This window comes from Paenalcaligenes sp. Me131, assembly GCF_050487225.1.
GTDB lineage: Bacteria > Pseudomonadota > Gammaproteobacteria > Burkholderiales > Burkholderiaceae_B > Paenalcaligenes.
Window position 1 is genome coordinate 1 of sequence record NZ_JBKQGY010000001.1, and the last position, 14,895, is coordinate 14,895.

Genomic DNA, 14,895 nt, shown 5'->3' on the forward strand with positions numbered 1-14,895 from the left:
GCTAACCAGTACTAATTGCCCGTGCGGCTTGATCCTATAACTCTTAAGGTTATAAGTTTTAAGTGTCGTTCAAACAAATTTAGCAGTACAAAACGCAATCCCAAACATGAAACACTGCATCATACTGTTGATGTGGTTGTGCTAATTCCAGATTTAGTTGACATGCTCGATGAGCATGTGAGCAAGCCAGTTACGCTTGACGACCATAGCAAGGTGGCACCACCCCTTTTCCATTCCGAACAGGACCGTGAAACGCCTTCGCGCCGATGATAGTGCATATTCATGTGTGAAAGTAGGTCATCGTCAGGCTCTTACACCAAAAGCCCCGCATCCAACCGATGCGGGGCTTTTTTACGTCTGGGCAAAACGAAAAAACCGCTGCAAAGAACCGATACAAGCAGAGCCAGAGCTCTGCTAATTACTATCTTCTATTACTACGCTGCCTGCTGAGCCAGTTTCTCTTTAGCATGGGCCACCTGCATACTATTGGGTAAGACTAGGCCATTTTTAATTGCAATGACTTCAGCCATCAAGCTGATGGCAATCTCTGCGGGAGTTTTACTGCCTATGTAGATGCCTATAGGACCGCGTAGCTTATTAAGTTGTTCGGCACTCAGATCAAAATGCTGCATCAGTCTTTCTTGGCGATCTTGATTATTACGCCGTGAGCCTATGGCTCCCACATAGAAGGCTTTAGTGTGCAAGGCTTCCATTAGGGCTAGGTCATCTAATTTAGGATCGTGGGTTAGCGCTATGATGCAGCTACGGCTGTCGGCGTTGAATGCTGTGACCACGTCATCAGGCATATCGGACACTATTGTTACGCCTTCTATAGAGACACTATTACGATACTCTATACGTGGGTCGCAAATGGTGACGCTAAAGCCGCTGAATAAAGCCATGGTGGCTACATATTCTGTGAGTTGGCCTGCACCAATCAGTAGCATTCTATATTCAGGGCCAAAAGAGGTACTTAGGCTGTTTTTGTCGATGCTAAGTGGCGATGGGCTAGTGATGGGCTGCTGAGCTACAGAACCATCTTGTAGACTGACTGAGCGCTGCATGAGCAGGCCTTGGTCCAATGCCGCTACCAATTGCTGTAGTGCTGTAGCCTCTGGGTTGAACTCCAACAGAATTTCTAGTGTGCCGCCACAAGGTAGGCCAAATCTAAATGCCTCTTCAGCACTTAATCCATAGGTGACCAGTCTAGGTATAGAGGCCTCTTCTTGCAAAGCCGCCTTTTCATTTCCTACGGTGTATTGCCGGATAAGGTCGTCCTCTATACACCCTCCGGATACTGAACCTACTACCGCGCCGTCTTCACACAAGGCCATGATAGAACCTAGAGGTCTAGGTGAGGATCCCCAGGTGCGTGTAACGGTAGCTAAGATGGCTTTTTTGCCTTCATTACGCCAAACACTGAGTTTGCGTAGTACTAGAACATCCAAATTTTCCATAAAACTCTCGTCTCGCTGAGGCGTAGCTCGCGCTCATTTATCATTTTTATAAATAACTGATGACAGCATTAGGGCGGCGTTGTGCACGCCCATGTATCGCTTTGGGTATTGATGTGAATGATTATGCCTGCATAGCAGTGGGCAAGACGAGCTAGAGATGAATAATCAGACTCAAAGGTAATTGGGCCGACTGTTAGGTAAAAGGGATAGGGCCTCTCATTCCTATACTGTTTCCAGATGTTTGCACTCTTATTTAACTCATCAAAATAAAGCACATAGTGAGTACAGGTAAGAGCAATACAGAGCCAGACAACAACGAAAACTACTACAGCAAGTTGAGTTGGCTCTGAGCAGGGTATTTTCGGAGACAGTGCATGAGCACAGTGGAAAGTATGCCAACAAACCCTACAAGCAGGTTTGTCGGGCAGAGAGTTGAGCGCTTTGAAAGCATTCCTTTGTTACAAGGCAGAGGGCGTTTTGGCGATGATCTAGCGATCAAGCCAGGCACCTTGCATGCGGCCGTCTATCGCTCAAGCTATGCACACGCACGGATCGTATCTATTAATGTGTCGCGCGCAGAAAAAATGCCTGGTGTACGTGGGGTGCTGACTTCAGCAGATGTGCGCGCATGGTCAAAGCCGTTTATTAACGGTGTGAAAGTGCCTATGGAAATGTGGGCATTGGCCATGGATAAGGTTCGCTATGTGGGTGAGCCAATTGCTGTAGTGATTGCCGAAGATCGGTATTTGGCAGAGGACGCCTTAGATGGCATAGTCATCGAGTTTGAGTCGTTGCCCGCGGTAAGTAGCATTGATACTGCTATCTCTACGGACGCTGCCATTTTGCACGAGGCCGTTGAAAGCAATGTATTGCATGACCGCTCATTTGTGTATGGCAACCCTCAAGCTAGGTTTGAAGAGAGCGATCACAGCTTATCGCTAGATATTGAGTACCCGAGAAACTCCTGTACGCCTATTGAGTGTGGGGTTGTCATCGCGGAGCACTTGCCAGGTGATGAAGGCTACGATGTCTGCTCAAACTTCATGGGGCCTTTCTCCATGCATGCGGTGATGTCGTTGGCACTTAAAGTACCAGGCAATAGATTACGTCACCGCTCTGCGCCAGACTCGGGCGGGAGCTTTGGAGTGAAACAAGCGGTGTTTACCGCCGTTGTGTTGATGTGCTTAGCCTCAAGAAAAGTGGGTGGAGCACCAGTTAAGTGGGTTGAAGACAGGCTAGAGCATCTTAGTGCAGCAACAGCGGCAAATGGCCGTAAGGCGACGATTAGGGCCGCATTTGATAGCGATGGAAAAATTAATGCTATAGACCTAGATCAGTTTGATGATGTGGGAGCTTATTTGCGAGCGCCAGAGCCAGCAACGTTTTATCGTATGCACGGCCTATTAACTGGGGCGTATCGCATTGCTGATCTGCAAGTACGTAATCGCGTGGTGGTCACCAACAAGATGCCCTCGGGTCTAGTGCGAGGCTTTGGTGGCCCGCAGGTGTACTTCGCCTTAGAACGAATGGTTCACCGTATTGCGCAGTATCTAAAGGTAGATCCGTTATCCATATATGAGCGCAACTTTATTCAGCCAGAAGCCTTTCCTTATCGTGCAGCAGCAGGTGCTTTATTGGACTCGGGGGATTATCCGCGAGCCATGAAAGCGGCGATTGAAGAGGGCGGGCTGAAGGAGCTACTACAACGACGGGATCAAGCTAGAGCGGAAGGTAAGCTATATGGCATAGGCTATGCCGCCATTGTAGAACCGTCTATTTCTAACATGGGCTATATCACGATTGCGTTGACGCCCGAGCAGCGTGCCAAAGCAGGCCCAAAAAACGGAGGGATTGCATCTGCTACGGTGAGCATAGACTTGCTGGGTGGTGTGACTGTGATTATTGCTTCAGCCCCAGCAGGGCAAGGCCATGTCACGGTCTGTGCGCAGGTGGTGGCAGATGTGTTTGGGTTACAGCCCAAAGACATTAACGTCAATATTGATTTTGATACCAGCAAAGATGCGTGGTCGGTTGCCGCTGGTAATTACTCCAGTCGTTTTGCGGGAGCCGTGGCAGGCACCGTGCACATTGCCGCGAATAAATTACGGAACAAACTAGCCGCTATCGCCGCACCGCAATTGCACTGTGATGTGGATGAGGTCAGGTTTGAAGCGGGTTATGTATTCCAAGAGAGCAATCCCTCTACCACTATTCCATTTGCTAGGTTGGCAAGCAGTGCGCATTGGTCGCCTGCAGAATTGCCCGAGGGCATGACACCCGCCATGCGCATCACGGAATTTTGGACACCCGAAACCTTAGAGGCACCATCCGAAGACGATAGGGTGAATACCTCAGCGGCCTACGGTTTTGCATTTGATATTTGCGCTGTAGAAATTGACAAGCAAACGGGCCGTGTACGTATCGATAAATACGTTACGGCGCATGATGCGGGGACTCTACTGAACCCTGCGATGGCGGATGGACAAATCCGAGGTGCGTTTGCCCAGGGCCTAGGGGCAGCGCTGTTGGAAGAGTTTAGGTATGGCGATGATGGTGGTTTTCAATCAGGTACCTTTGCTGATTACTTAGTGCCTACTAGCTATGAGGTGCCTGAGCCCGTCATCGTGCACTTAGAAACGCCTAGTCCGTTTACGCCTCTGGGTGCTAAGGGCTTGGGCGAAGGTAACAACATGAGCACGCCCGTGTGCATTGCTAATGCAGTAGCCGATGCATTAAGCCCGTCACATGGTGAGCTGGATATACGTCTACCGTTAACGCCTAACAAAGTATTAGAGCTTATTGGTTTTGACGATCCCGAGCCTTCTGGGGCGGTACAGGTACAAAAAGCAGCGAAGAAAACAGGTAAAGGTCACGCGCTGTCTGCCTCGGGCAGTACACAAATTTCTGCTTCGCCTGAACAGGTATTTGATGTGCTTTTAGACCCTATTGCTTTAGCCGCCGTGATTCCTGGTTGTCGTGAGTTGCAGCGTATAGGCGAAAACAAATACCGCGCAGATGTCACGATCAGTATAGGGATGATTAAAGCCAGATACGAAGCGACTATCGCACTTTCCAATATCCAACGACCACATTCATTGCATTTGCAAGGCACTGGTGTGTCGTCGCTAGGTGGCGCAGAGGGTGGAGGCGATATTGTTCTAGAGGCGAATGAACATGGTACGTTGATGACCTATCACTATGCTGCGGAAGTGCAAGGGAAGGTGGCTGCTGTAGGCGGGCGCATGCTAGAGGGGGCTGCTCGCATGGTGTTGGGGCAATTGTTTGAACAGCTTGGTCGTCAGGCATCCGGAGGCCAAGTGGCGCAGAAATCGGGTGGCTTTTGGTCTCGTTTGATGCGTTGGTTGAGGATAAGAAAATGAAGCCACAAGCCTTTGAGTATAAGCGTGTGGAGTCCACTACCCAAGCCCTAGAGTGGTTACACGAAGCCGGTGAGAATGCTCGCATATTGGCGGGTGGGCAGTCGCTGGTGATTTTGCTGAACATGCGTTTAGCGCAACCGGCATATCTGTTAGATATCTCTCACTGCCAAGAGTTGAACTACATACGACACGATAAAAACATGCTGTGCATAGGAGCTAGCACTACCCAAGCGCAATTGCAGCATTGGTCAGATTTATCGGTAGTGTCGCCCTTGCTAGCAGAAGCTATACCGTTTATTTCGCATTATCAGATTCGTAATAGGGGAACGGTAGCGGGTTCTATTGCCCATGCCGACCCTAGCGCGGAGTTGCCATTATGCCTTGCCACATTAGGCGGTCAGGTTGTGTTGCGTTCTCGAAAAGGTAGCCGAGAGCTACATGCTGCTGATTTTCAGCAGGGGATGCTGACGACCGCCAAGAAAAATAACGAGATGGTGACTGAAGTACGTTTTCCCGTTGCAAAAGATGGGCATGGGTATGCCTTTGATGAGTTTGCGTTACGCCGAGGGGATTTTGCCATTGTGGCGTGTGCCGTTGAAGCGGGGCCTGAGTATATACGCCTAGGAATAGGAGGCGTTGCCGACAAGCCGGTGGTAGTGCAATGGCTACGCAGTCAGCAAGCTCTCTTTCCACAGTATTTGAATGACTTGGCTTGGGAGCTTCAAGCGCAGGATGACCAACATGCATCAGCAGCTTATCGGCGTCATTTAGTACGTGTGTTAGGACAGAAAACTATAGAGACGGCGATATCTCGTTGTTCACGAAAAGAGGGCTAGTCCATGTCGGCATCACAACATAACAAGCATGTAGTAGAGCTTAGGCTCAATGGGGTGGCCCGTAGAGGCTATGCAGAAGATCGTACGTTGTTATCGGACTTTATTCGTCACGAGCTAGGAGCAACAGGTACGCACGTGGGGTGTGAGCATGGCGTGTGTGGGGCCTGTACGGTGCAGATTGATGGTGTGGCAGTACGTTCTTGTTTGTGCTTTGCACGCCAAGTAGAGGGGCGTGATGTCTGCACGGTAGAAGGCTTGGCTGATGACAGCGATACCTTGAGTGCGTTGCAGCAAGCATTCAAAAAACACCATGCCTTGCAATGCGGGTTTTGTACAGCGGGGATTTTGATGTCTAGCGCTGATTTCTTACAGCGTTTCCCACAACCCAGTGAAGAAGAGGTGCGGGACATGTTATCAGGCCACCTGTGTAGATGTACCGGTTACACACCGATAGTAGCGGCGATCCTCGATGTTGCCGATCAATTAAAAGCAGAGAAAACGGAGACTTCGAATGCTTGATTTAGGAAGCACTTTTATACAGAGTGTGGAGCGTAGCCCCAACGCGCTTGCTGTAGTCGCAGATGGACAGCGTCTGACGTACTTGCAGTGGTTTGACAAGATTAGAGCCGTCGCGGGTGGTCTTGAAAAGCTAGGCGTGCAGCATGGCGATCACATTGTCGTGATCATGCAGAATCGCTGGGAAATGGCGACGGTGCATTGGGCGTGTCAGCTTTTGGGCGTCATTATTACACCGCTGAATTGGCGCTCTAAAGCTGAAGATATCGAATACTGTATTGCTGACTCACAAGCCAAATTACTGATTCATGATGATTCATGTCTTGAGGCTATGCGTGAGTTGCGGGTTTCGGCAGACATAGTGAGAGTAACGGTAGGTGATGTGTGCGAACTGAGTGGAGAGCGTTTTGAGGATTTGCTTAATGCCGCCCCTATAGATGCAGTGTCTCGTGCCAATGCTAATGACTACTCATTGATGTTGTATACGTCGGGTACCACAGGCAAACCCAAAGGCGTACCACGTAGGCATAGACACGAGCGTGCGGCCGCTTTGGCGCATGTGGCACAAAATTTGTATGCCAATGGTGAGTGCACATTAGGCGTGATGCCCCTGTATCACACCATGGGCGTGCGTTCTCTATTAGCGATGGCATTGATTGATGGTTGCTTTGTTTGCATGCCCAAATTCGATGTAAGCCAAGCGCTTTCATTGATTGAGTCTGAAGGCATCACTAACTTGTATTTGGTGCCTACGCTTTATCACGATTTGCTGTCGCACCCAGCCTTCGCGGCAACGGATATTAGTCAGGTACGTAAGCTGGGGTTTGCGGGTGCCCCTATGTCAGAGGCGTTACTGAGAAAAATAGATAAAGCCTTTGCCCCGTCCTTGTTTGTGAACCACTACGGCAGTTCCGAGGTTTACACCATGGCAATCAATCAGAAAGCACAGCAGAAGGCAGGCTCTAGTGGTAGAGCTGGGCTGAACTGTAGATTGCGAGTGGTCAAGCTAGGAAGCACGGATCCAAACGATGTGGTGCAGGCCTTAGAAGAGGGGCAAATCATTGCCCACTTAGATGGTGATGAGGCGTTTGAAGGATATTGGAACCGTCCCGATGCAGATGCCAAATCGTTGAATGGTAGTTGGTACTTCACGGGCGATATTGGTTACGTGGACAGAGATGGTGAACTGTTCGTAAGTGGCCGGGTGGACGACATGATCATTAGTGGTGGAGAAAACATCTCGCCAGTTGAAATCGAGTCTGTTATTTCACTGCACCCCGCAGTGGATGAGGTTGCGGTTGCTGGTGTGAAAGATGAGCGTTGGGGGCATAAGGTCGTAGCCTTTGTGAAGCGCCAAGCGGCGGTCAGTGCTGAAGAGCTAGACCAATATTGTCGCTCTACAGACCTCGCCAATTTCAAACGACCACGCGAGTACGTGTTTGTTGCTGCTTTGCCTAAATCACCGGTTGGAAAAATTTTGAGACGTAAGCTGGTTTCAGGGGAGTACGACCTTGAGACCAGTGCAGAGTCTTCGCTTCATGCCACAAATTGAGATCTATTAAGGATAGAAAAAATGAGTCATATTACGCACCCTGCACAAACATTGTTGGATAACCTAGATGGTTTTACGGTAGAAATTTACCCCGAGAAAAAACGTGCAGACATCGTGTTAGGACGTCCACCTTTCAACATCATTTCCATGTTGCAACGTGAGCAGTTACGCCTGGTGTTTGAAGCGCTAGATACGAATGATGATGTGCAAGTGATTGTGCTGCGCGCTGAAGGTGAGCACTTTTCTAGTGGCGGCGACATACGTGGGTTTTTAGAGGCCTCTCCGGAGCATGTGTCTAAGCTCGCATGGAATGTGGCCGCCCCTGAGCGTTGCACCAAACCTGTGATTGCAGCAAATCGTGGTTACTGTTTTGGTGTGGGTTTTGAACTGTCGTTGGCCTGCGATTTTCGTATTGCGACGACTACGTCAGAGTACGCATTACCCGAGCAGAAGCTTGGTCAAATCCCAGGTTCCGGCGGTTCTGCTCGATTGCAAAAAATGGTGGGTGTTGGGCGTACTAAAGATATTGTGATGCGCTCACGTCGTATTCCAGGGCCACAGGCGTATGACTGGGGGCTGGTAGTAGAGTGTGTGGCCGATGATCAATTAGAAGCGGCTACAGACAAGTTAGTTGCTGAGTTAGTGAAGTTCTCTCCGTTGGCTCAGCGCACAGCGAAGAAGTTGTTAAACGACAGTGAAGATGCCTCGTTAAGTGCAGCCATTGAACTTGAAGGGCATTGCTACAGTCGCCTACGTAGTTCGGCAGACTTCCGCGAGGGAGTAGAAGCATTCCACGCAAAACGCCCTGCACATTTCATTGGGAAATAACGGGGAGGGCATCGATAGGGCTAAGTCCTTTCGATGCCTGAAATAATGAAAACAAAAAATATACGGCTTTCAGGAGACAAGCATGGACAGCCAAACAGTTGGGACAGCAAAAAATAGTACCCACAATGATCCAGTAGCCCCAGGTTGGCTATCAGGGTTAAAAGCGTTGCCCTCTGCCTTGAACTTAAACTCGTTCAGTGCAGGTTTAGTAGCAGCCATTTTCGGATGTTCTGGGCCCGCCTTGATTGTGATAGGTGCGGCACAGGCCGGTCAGTTAACCAATGGACAAACGGTTGCATGGTTGCTGGCCATTTATTTGTTGGGTGGCATTATCAGTTTGTTTATGGGCATACGTTATCGCATGCCTATTACAGGGGCCTATTCCATACCCGGGGCAGCCATTATGGTGGCCGCTTTTGCTAGCTTTTCTTATCAAGAAGCGGTGGGGGCGTTTATTATGGCCGGGGTCTTGGTGTTGATCTTAGGCATTACCGGCGTGATAGGAAAGATCATGCGTTGGGTTCCTATGCCCATCGTAATGGCCATGATTGCAGGCGCCATGATCCGTTTTGGTATTGCCGCTGTAGAGGCTGTACGCGCTGCGCCATTGATTGCCGGGCTAGCTGTGATTGCCTTTTTTATCACCGGACGTCTGACTAGAAAAGTACCACCGGTCTTAGCTGCATTAGTGGTGGGGCTGATCGCTACATTTGTGACCGGTGGTTTACAAGAAGGGGCATCCACATTGGCATTTGTCATGCCTGAGTTCACCGCTCCTGTATTCACGGTGGGCGCTTTTTTTGGCATCGCTGTGCCATTAGCGGCATTGGTCATTGGTGCCGAGAATGCTCAGGCGATTGGTGTGTTGATGGCAGAAGGTTATAAGCCGCCTATTAATGCCATGACTATAGTAAGTGGCGTAGGTGGGATTCTGGCTGGCATGATGGGTGGTCATAATGCCAATATTGCCGGTCCAATGACAGCGATTTGTTCTTCAGAGCAAGCGGGTGAAGATAAAGATAAACGCTATGGCGCTACGGTGGTGAACGGTATTTTGTTTGGCGCCTTTGGCTTAGTTGCAGGGTTAGCGGTTCCTGTCGTGATGGCCTTACCCAAAGCATTGATTGGGGTGGTCGCTGGCTTGGCAATGATAGGCGTATTGTTGAGTGCCTTACAGGGGGCGTTTGGGCCTAAGCTTGGGAATCAGGTAGGTTCTTTTGTGGCCTTCGTTGTAGGGATGAGCTCACTTAATTTGCTAAGTATTAGTGCACCATTTTGGGCATTAGTCTTTGGTGTATTAGCGTCATTACTTGCTGATAAGGTGATGAGCGAAAAGCCAGCTAAAGCAGAGCCGTTGGCTAAAGTATCAGGGTAAAAGAGGATACGCTAGACGCCTTGTGTGCTTGAAGTAAATGATAAAATTAGGTCACAAGATTCAGCAGGTTAGTCGAACCTGCTGAAAGACTCTTCGCTGAGGGTGTAGCCAACTCGACACCATGTCTACGGCAATCAAAATTTTCCAAGGAGCTTTTGGCCGCGTCTCGTTGCTTGATATGAGCAAACCGCTGGTCACTCACGCTCACCATCACTGCCACGCCCTGATTAAAGTCAGTGGCGTGGATAGTTCGTTTCTGGTGAAAGGACGCAGTCAGCCACTGACCAAAGATAGTGTGGTGTTGATAAATGCGTGGGAGCCGCATGCCTACGAACATACGCCTAGCGGTGAGGGGCGCTGTATTTTATTGGCGCTGTACTTAGAGACTACATGGCTAAGCCAAGTCTTGCAATCACTGACTGTTAGCGGTCATCCTCAATTTTTTCCTAAACCCTGCGCTGTCTTGCCGCCCGGTGCGCGCAAGCTTGTTAATGCCTTGGCAGCCGAAATGTTGGTGTCTCAAGAAATAGCCGCTGACATTTTAGAGGGGAAAATTTTCGACTTGTTTATGGCAACGGCAGAGAATCATTCTTTGTTGAAAGATGCCTCGCAATTACTGTCTAGCTTACGTACCCAGAGCATGGATCCACGTATTCGTAGAGCCGTAGCCAAAATGCGTGAGAATCTGCATTACGGTGATAACTTTGCCGAGCTAGCGGCTGAGAGCGCATTGTCTCGTGCGCATTTCTTTGAGCTATTTAAGCGCAGCACAAATTTAACGCCGGCCGTGTATGCCAATGCCCTACGAGTAGAAGCCGCTATTGCTGAACTCTGTAAGCCAGAGATCCGTATAGGAGACATCTCCTACAATGTGGGGTTTTCCGCGCCAGGCCATTTCACACGCTTCTTTAGACAGCATTTGGGTATTACCCCGGGTGAGTATAGGCGTGTGGTAGATCTGATGGACAGTGGCCAGTATTTTGATAGGCTGTAAGCCCACTCGCCTCGTGTAGTGCGTTAGCGAATGGGTGTCATATGCCTAGCTATTAAGATCGCTTGCTTCTGTGTACCGATGCCAACGCAATAATGCCGGTCACCACCATAGCACTACCAAATATTTGTCGGCCGTTTAGGCTTTGCTCTAACAGTATCCATGCCAGAATCAGTGAGGCAACGGGTTCAATGTTTAAGGCGGGGGCATTTTGGCTTAGGTTGAGTCGTGGCGTCAGTACGAATAAACCTATAAATGCACAACTGTAGAAAAAGCCTACGGCGATTAAGGCTAGCCATCCAGTGGCATCAATCGGCATAGCTGTACCGCCTTCTAAGGCTCCGGTAAAGCTTAGTCCTAGCATGCTGAAAAACACAATGCCAATGGTATAAAAACTGCGTACTGGGCCATATAAATTGGCAAGACGGTTTTCACTGATCCACAAAATAAAAGCAAAGCAGGTTGCGGCCCCAAAGGCAAAAAGCAATCCTAAAAACCAAGTGCTACTGAGCTGCTCGCTATTGTGAAACCACATGGGGGCGTCTAATACCCAAATCAGCCCAAATAGAATCATCCCCATAATAATGGCAGAGGCTTTAGTGGGACGCTTTCCGCTGACTGCCCAATTCAATAATGCTAAGAGAATAGGGAAAGTGTTTGCCACCAATAAGGCTATACCAACAGGGATACGAGCAACCGCAGAGAAGATGCAGAAACTTTGTAGTGCAACCAATAAGCCTAGTGTTAATTGCCAAGGCCAGAGCTTTCGTTCAAAGCGTAATGAATGGCGTTGCCATAACAGCAATAAGGTAAGGCACACCAAACTGGTGCCTGATCGGAACAAAATGGCGGTTAATAAGCCAGCACCATGATCAAAGGCGATGCGTGCAGAAACGTGATTGGTGGCAAAGCCTGTGCCTAATCCTAGCAATATAGGAATGGCGATATGGCGTTTAAATGGTAGAGGGGAGTTCATGCAGATACAGCCGGCTAGGAAAGAAAACAATCTTAATCATCTTATGACAGAGTGTGTTTTCTACCTAGCAGGGGATGGCTGTATAGAAAGAAAGAGTGGCAGTTGTTGTAATAAAGAGGTTTATTCCATGCAATGTTCATTTAGTGAACCATTTTGTGTAATGCATGGAGTTTTAGAGTGAATTACAGTTCAACCGCGTAGTACGCAATATAGAGTTCTTCGCCCGCTAACCATAAAGCTGTTACCCCCATGATCAATGCCATTGCAGTGTTAAATACGCGAAGATAGTTTGGGCTTTGTAGAAGCTGACGCAATCTATCCCCTAATAAGGCCCATAGCAAAATGCAGGGGAAGTTGGTAACGATGTAGAGCAAAGACACTTGTAGGTTGTGGCTTAGGGCTTGATCGCTGTCCATCGTCCCAAACAAGAGCGCCGTATTAATGGCCATAATCCAGGCTTTGGGGTTAATCCATTGAAAGGCAGCCATTTGCAGGAAACCAAAAGGACGAGCATCTTTTTTGGCTTCGGGTGCGCTGGATTGCAAAATCTTCCACGATAACCACAGTAAGTACATACAGCCGGCTAAGGCTAAGAACAACCGCATTTGTCCTAACCATGACACCATCGCGCCCAAGGCTTGCATGGTGACAAAGCACTGAAAGCCCGCACCCAAACTAATGCCCAAGCTCATAGGCAGGGTACGTTTGAAGCCAAAGTTCACGCCAGAAGTTGCTAACAGCAAGTTGTTGGGGCCGGGTGTAACCGACATAACGGCTACGTAACTGAGAAGGGCGGGGTTAATCATGATGACTGGCTATATGAAAAGGAAGAAAGAACTGTCAGCGTAAAGCAGATATAAAAATAGGTACAGGCTCAGAAATTATCAATTATGATGGGTACAGTTGCTGTGTGCTATTTCCTTTGAGGATGTCATCATGCCTGAGTTGCTGTCTGCTTCGTCACAACCACGTTATCTGCAATTGGCAGAGGGGTTAAAACAGGCCATAGAAAAAGGTGTGTTCAGTGCGGGTGGGGCTTTGCCGTCTATACGTCAGGCAGCGCATACCCATAATCTCAGCATTAATACGGTGATTGCTGCCTACCGTTCACTTGAGGATCAAGGGTTTATAGAGGCCAGGCCGCAATCCGGTTTTGTTGTAAAAAATCAGCTACCTGGTTTAATGCGTACCTTTGAAAAGGGTACAGAGGATAGTACGGCGAGTGCATCGGTGTTGAGCTTAATTGAACAAGCCTTTGCTATGCAGCAAGATCCATCCTTTTTGAATTTGTCGTTGGCTTGCCCCGATAAGCATTCGGATCTATTCCCTAGGGAAAAACTAGGGCGCATTATGAGCCGCTTAGTACGTCAGCAAGCATCGTTGATTTCCAGCTATGCCTTGCCTCCAGGGAGCTTGACGTTACGCAGACAGATCTCGCGTCGTATGCAAAATTTGGGTGTGCTGAGTCATGTGGATGATATTTGTCTGACGCATGGTTGTATGGAGGCTATTAACCTCGCACTGCGAGCAGTGACCAAGCCAGGGGATAGTGTAGGGGTAGAGTCGCCTACGTATTTTTATTTAATCCCGTTATTGAATGACTTGGGATTAAAACTGGTAGAGCTACCTACGCATGCAGAGACAGGTTTATGTGTGGATGACATAGAGCCGCTCTTGGCGGAAAAAAAGTTGCAAGCCTTGATTTGCATGCCCAACTTACACAACCCTTTGGGTTGCAGTATGCCGTTGGAGGCTAAGAAAAAGCTCGCCAAACTGGTGAATCAATACCACGTCCCGCTAATTGAAGATGGCTTATATGCAGAGCTGCAAAGCCACGGTACTTTACCTGCTGTACAGTCCTTGGATGAAAATGGTTGGGTGATTTTTTGTTCTAGCTTTAGCAAAACTTTAGCACCCGATTTCCGTATAGGCTGGGTACACAGCACGCGTTTCAATAGGAAAATACGCCAGCTGAAAAGCCTCTATTCCATTGCGGAGTCGCAGTTTTTATCGGAAACTTTGGGCCAGTTTTTAGAGGCTGGTGGCTATGACTATCACCTACGTAAACTACGTAAGAGCTATGCGAAGAATATGAACGTGGCGCAGGCCTTAATCGCTGATTATTTTCCTGAGGGTACTAAAGCTACTAAGCCTGATGGCGGGTATTTATTTTGGTTGGAGTTGCCCGAGCCCATCGATACTTATGTGCTGTATCAACAGCTAGTGCGTGACAAGATTAGTTTGATACCGGGGCGTTTATATTCAGCCAGTGGTAGGTTTAGCAATGCTGTGCGTATTTCTTGCTGCAATCCCATAGATGAGCGATACAGGGCGGGCTTTGCGAGAGTAGGGGAGAAGGCCAGAGAGTTACTGGCCTCGTCCTAAGTGCGGTGTTTAGACAAAAAGCAGGCTGAGATTGACGCCAAATGCAGCGAACCAGATTAGGCTGCGCAATGATGATAGGTTGCGAATGTACACGTAGATGTACGCCACGCGTAAGAGTACCCATGCTAAGCCCAGCTTCAGGACTAGCTCAGGAGCAACGGGCTGGATGAATAACGCGTAGATAAAGGCAGCGTAGAAAAAAGGTAGGGCTTCAAAGGTATTAGCTTGGGCCGCGTTGGCACGAGCACGCCAGCCTTCTTGCTTGGCTAACCATTCACGCGGGGTATGGTTTTGAAAACCTTTACCACCTACTTTGGCGCTGACTGCCGCCAGAAACGGCAAAAAAGCCGCGATGATCATAATCCACTTTGCACTCATGAGTAGTCTCGTCTAAAAGAGTAAGGGGCGAAATTTACAAGCCCGAATGATGGCATTATAATTTTTGTTGAGTGCAAACGCACTGTGCCGCTTTAGCTCAGTTGGTAGAGCAGTTCATTCGTAATGAAAAGGTCGCCAGTTCGATTCCGGCAAGCGGCACCAAACATAGCAAACATGTACGCCAACTCTACTGGGTTGGCGTTTTTGTTTTTGGTGGCAGG

At 48.8% G+C, this 14,895-nt stretch carries 12 protein-coding genes, 1 tRNA gene and 1 rRNA gene; 10 read left to right on the top strand and 4 right to left on the bottom strand.

What is annotated here, in order from left to right:
• Positions 1-195: 195 nt before the first annotated feature.
• Positions 196-309, top strand: a 5S ribosomal RNA gene (gene rrf / locus ACLPHM_RS00005).
• A gap of 125 nt (positions 310-434) precedes the next feature.
• Here the strand turns inward: rrf and ACLPHM_RS00010 are convergent.
• Positions 435-1,457: an XdhC family protein gene (locus ACLPHM_RS00010; RefSeq protein WP_430219250.1), complete on the bottom strand. Its 1,023-nt coding sequence runs from the start codon at positions 1,455-1,457 to the stop codon at positions 435-437.
• A 374-nt stretch (positions 1,458-1,831) separates the two neighbouring features.
• On the opposite strand from ACLPHM_RS00010, the gene ACLPHM_RS00015 reads away from it, so the two are divergent.
• From ACLPHM_RS00015 to ACLPHM_RS00045, 7 genes are all read left to right on the top strand, one after another.
• Complete coding sequence (locus ACLPHM_RS00015; RefSeq protein ID WP_430219251.1) at positions 1,832-4,837, top strand: xanthine dehydrogenase family protein molybdopterin-binding subunit; 3,006 nt, start codon at positions 1,832-1,834, stop codon at positions 4,835-4,837.
• Positions 4,834-5,673, top strand: a complete 840-nt coding sequence (locus ACLPHM_RS00020) for an FAD binding domain-containing protein (RefSeq protein ID WP_430219252.1) — start codon at positions 4,834-4,836, stop codon at positions 5,671-5,673. Before ACLPHM_RS00015 ends, ACLPHM_RS00020 begins: the two co-directional genes overlap by 4 nt.
• A 3-nt stretch (positions 5,674-5,676) precedes the next feature.
• Positions 5,677-6,192, top strand: coding sequence for a (2Fe-2S)-binding protein (locus ACLPHM_RS00025; RefSeq protein ID WP_430219253.1), 516 nt, complete (start codon positions 5,677-5,679; stop codon positions 6,190-6,192).
• Entirely contained in the window at positions 6,185-7,741 is a 1,557-nt protein-coding gene (locus ACLPHM_RS00030; protein WP_430219254.1) for an AMP-binding protein, read from the top strand. The genes ACLPHM_RS00025 and ACLPHM_RS00030 overlap by 8 nt, the downstream gene beginning before the upstream one ends.
• Before the next feature lie 21 nt (positions 7,742-7,762).
• Positions 7,763-8,569 carry an enoyl-CoA hydratase/isomerase family protein gene (locus tag ACLPHM_RS00035; protein WP_135865701.1) on the top strand — a complete coding sequence of 269 codons (807 nt, stop codon included), beginning with the start codon at positions 7,763-7,765 and terminating at the stop codon, positions 8,567-8,569.
• Positions 8,570-8,651: 82 nt separating this feature from the next.
• A complete protein-coding gene (locus tag ACLPHM_RS00040) occupies positions 8,652-9,944 on the top strand; it encodes a benzoate/H(+) symporter BenE family transporter (RefSeq protein WP_430219255.1) in 1,293 nt (430 codons plus the stop codon).
• Positions 9,945-10,065: 121 nt separating this feature from the next.
• Positions 10,066-10,938: a helix-turn-helix transcriptional regulator gene (locus ACLPHM_RS00045; protein WP_430219256.1), complete on the top strand. Its 873-nt coding sequence runs from the start codon at positions 10,066-10,068 to the stop codon at positions 10,936-10,938.
• A 52-nt stretch (positions 10,939-10,990) separates the two neighbouring features.
• Here ACLPHM_RS00045 and ACLPHM_RS00050 read toward each other — a convergent pair whose 3' ends face one another.
• Both ACLPHM_RS00050 and ACLPHM_RS00055 read right to left on the bottom strand, forming a co-directional pair.
• A complete protein-coding gene (locus ACLPHM_RS00050) occupies positions 10,991-11,911 on the bottom strand; it encodes an EamA family transporter (RefSeq protein ID WP_430219257.1) in 921 nt (306 codons plus the stop codon).
• A 182-nt stretch (positions 11,912-12,093) separates the two neighbouring features.
• Complete coding sequence (locus ACLPHM_RS00055) at positions 12,094-12,717, bottom strand: LysE family translocator (protein WP_430219258.1); 624 nt, start codon at positions 12,715-12,717, stop codon at positions 12,094-12,096.
• 130 nt (positions 12,718-12,847) lie between these two features.
• Here ACLPHM_RS00055 and ACLPHM_RS00060 point away from each other — a divergent pair, with 130 nt between their 5' ends.
• Positions 12,848-14,296 (top strand): aminotransferase-like domain-containing protein, encoded by a 1,449-nt coding sequence (locus ACLPHM_RS00060; RefSeq protein WP_430219259.1) that lies wholly within the window; start codon positions 12,848-12,850, stop codon positions 14,294-14,296.
• Positions 14,297-14,305: 9 nt separating this feature from the next.
• On the opposite strand, the gene ACLPHM_RS00065 is transcribed toward ACLPHM_RS00060, so the two are convergent.
• A complete protein-coding gene (locus tag ACLPHM_RS00065) occupies positions 14,306-14,674 on the bottom strand; it encodes an MAPEG family protein (protein WP_430219260.1) in 369 nt (122 codons plus the stop codon).
• Between the two features lie 86 nt (positions 14,675-14,760).
• On the opposite strand from ACLPHM_RS00065, the gene ACLPHM_RS00070 reads away from it, so the two are divergent.
• Positions 14,761-14,836 (top strand) — tRNA-Thr (locus tag ACLPHM_RS00070).
• The last annotated feature ends 59 nt before the right edge of the window (positions 14,837-14,895 follow it).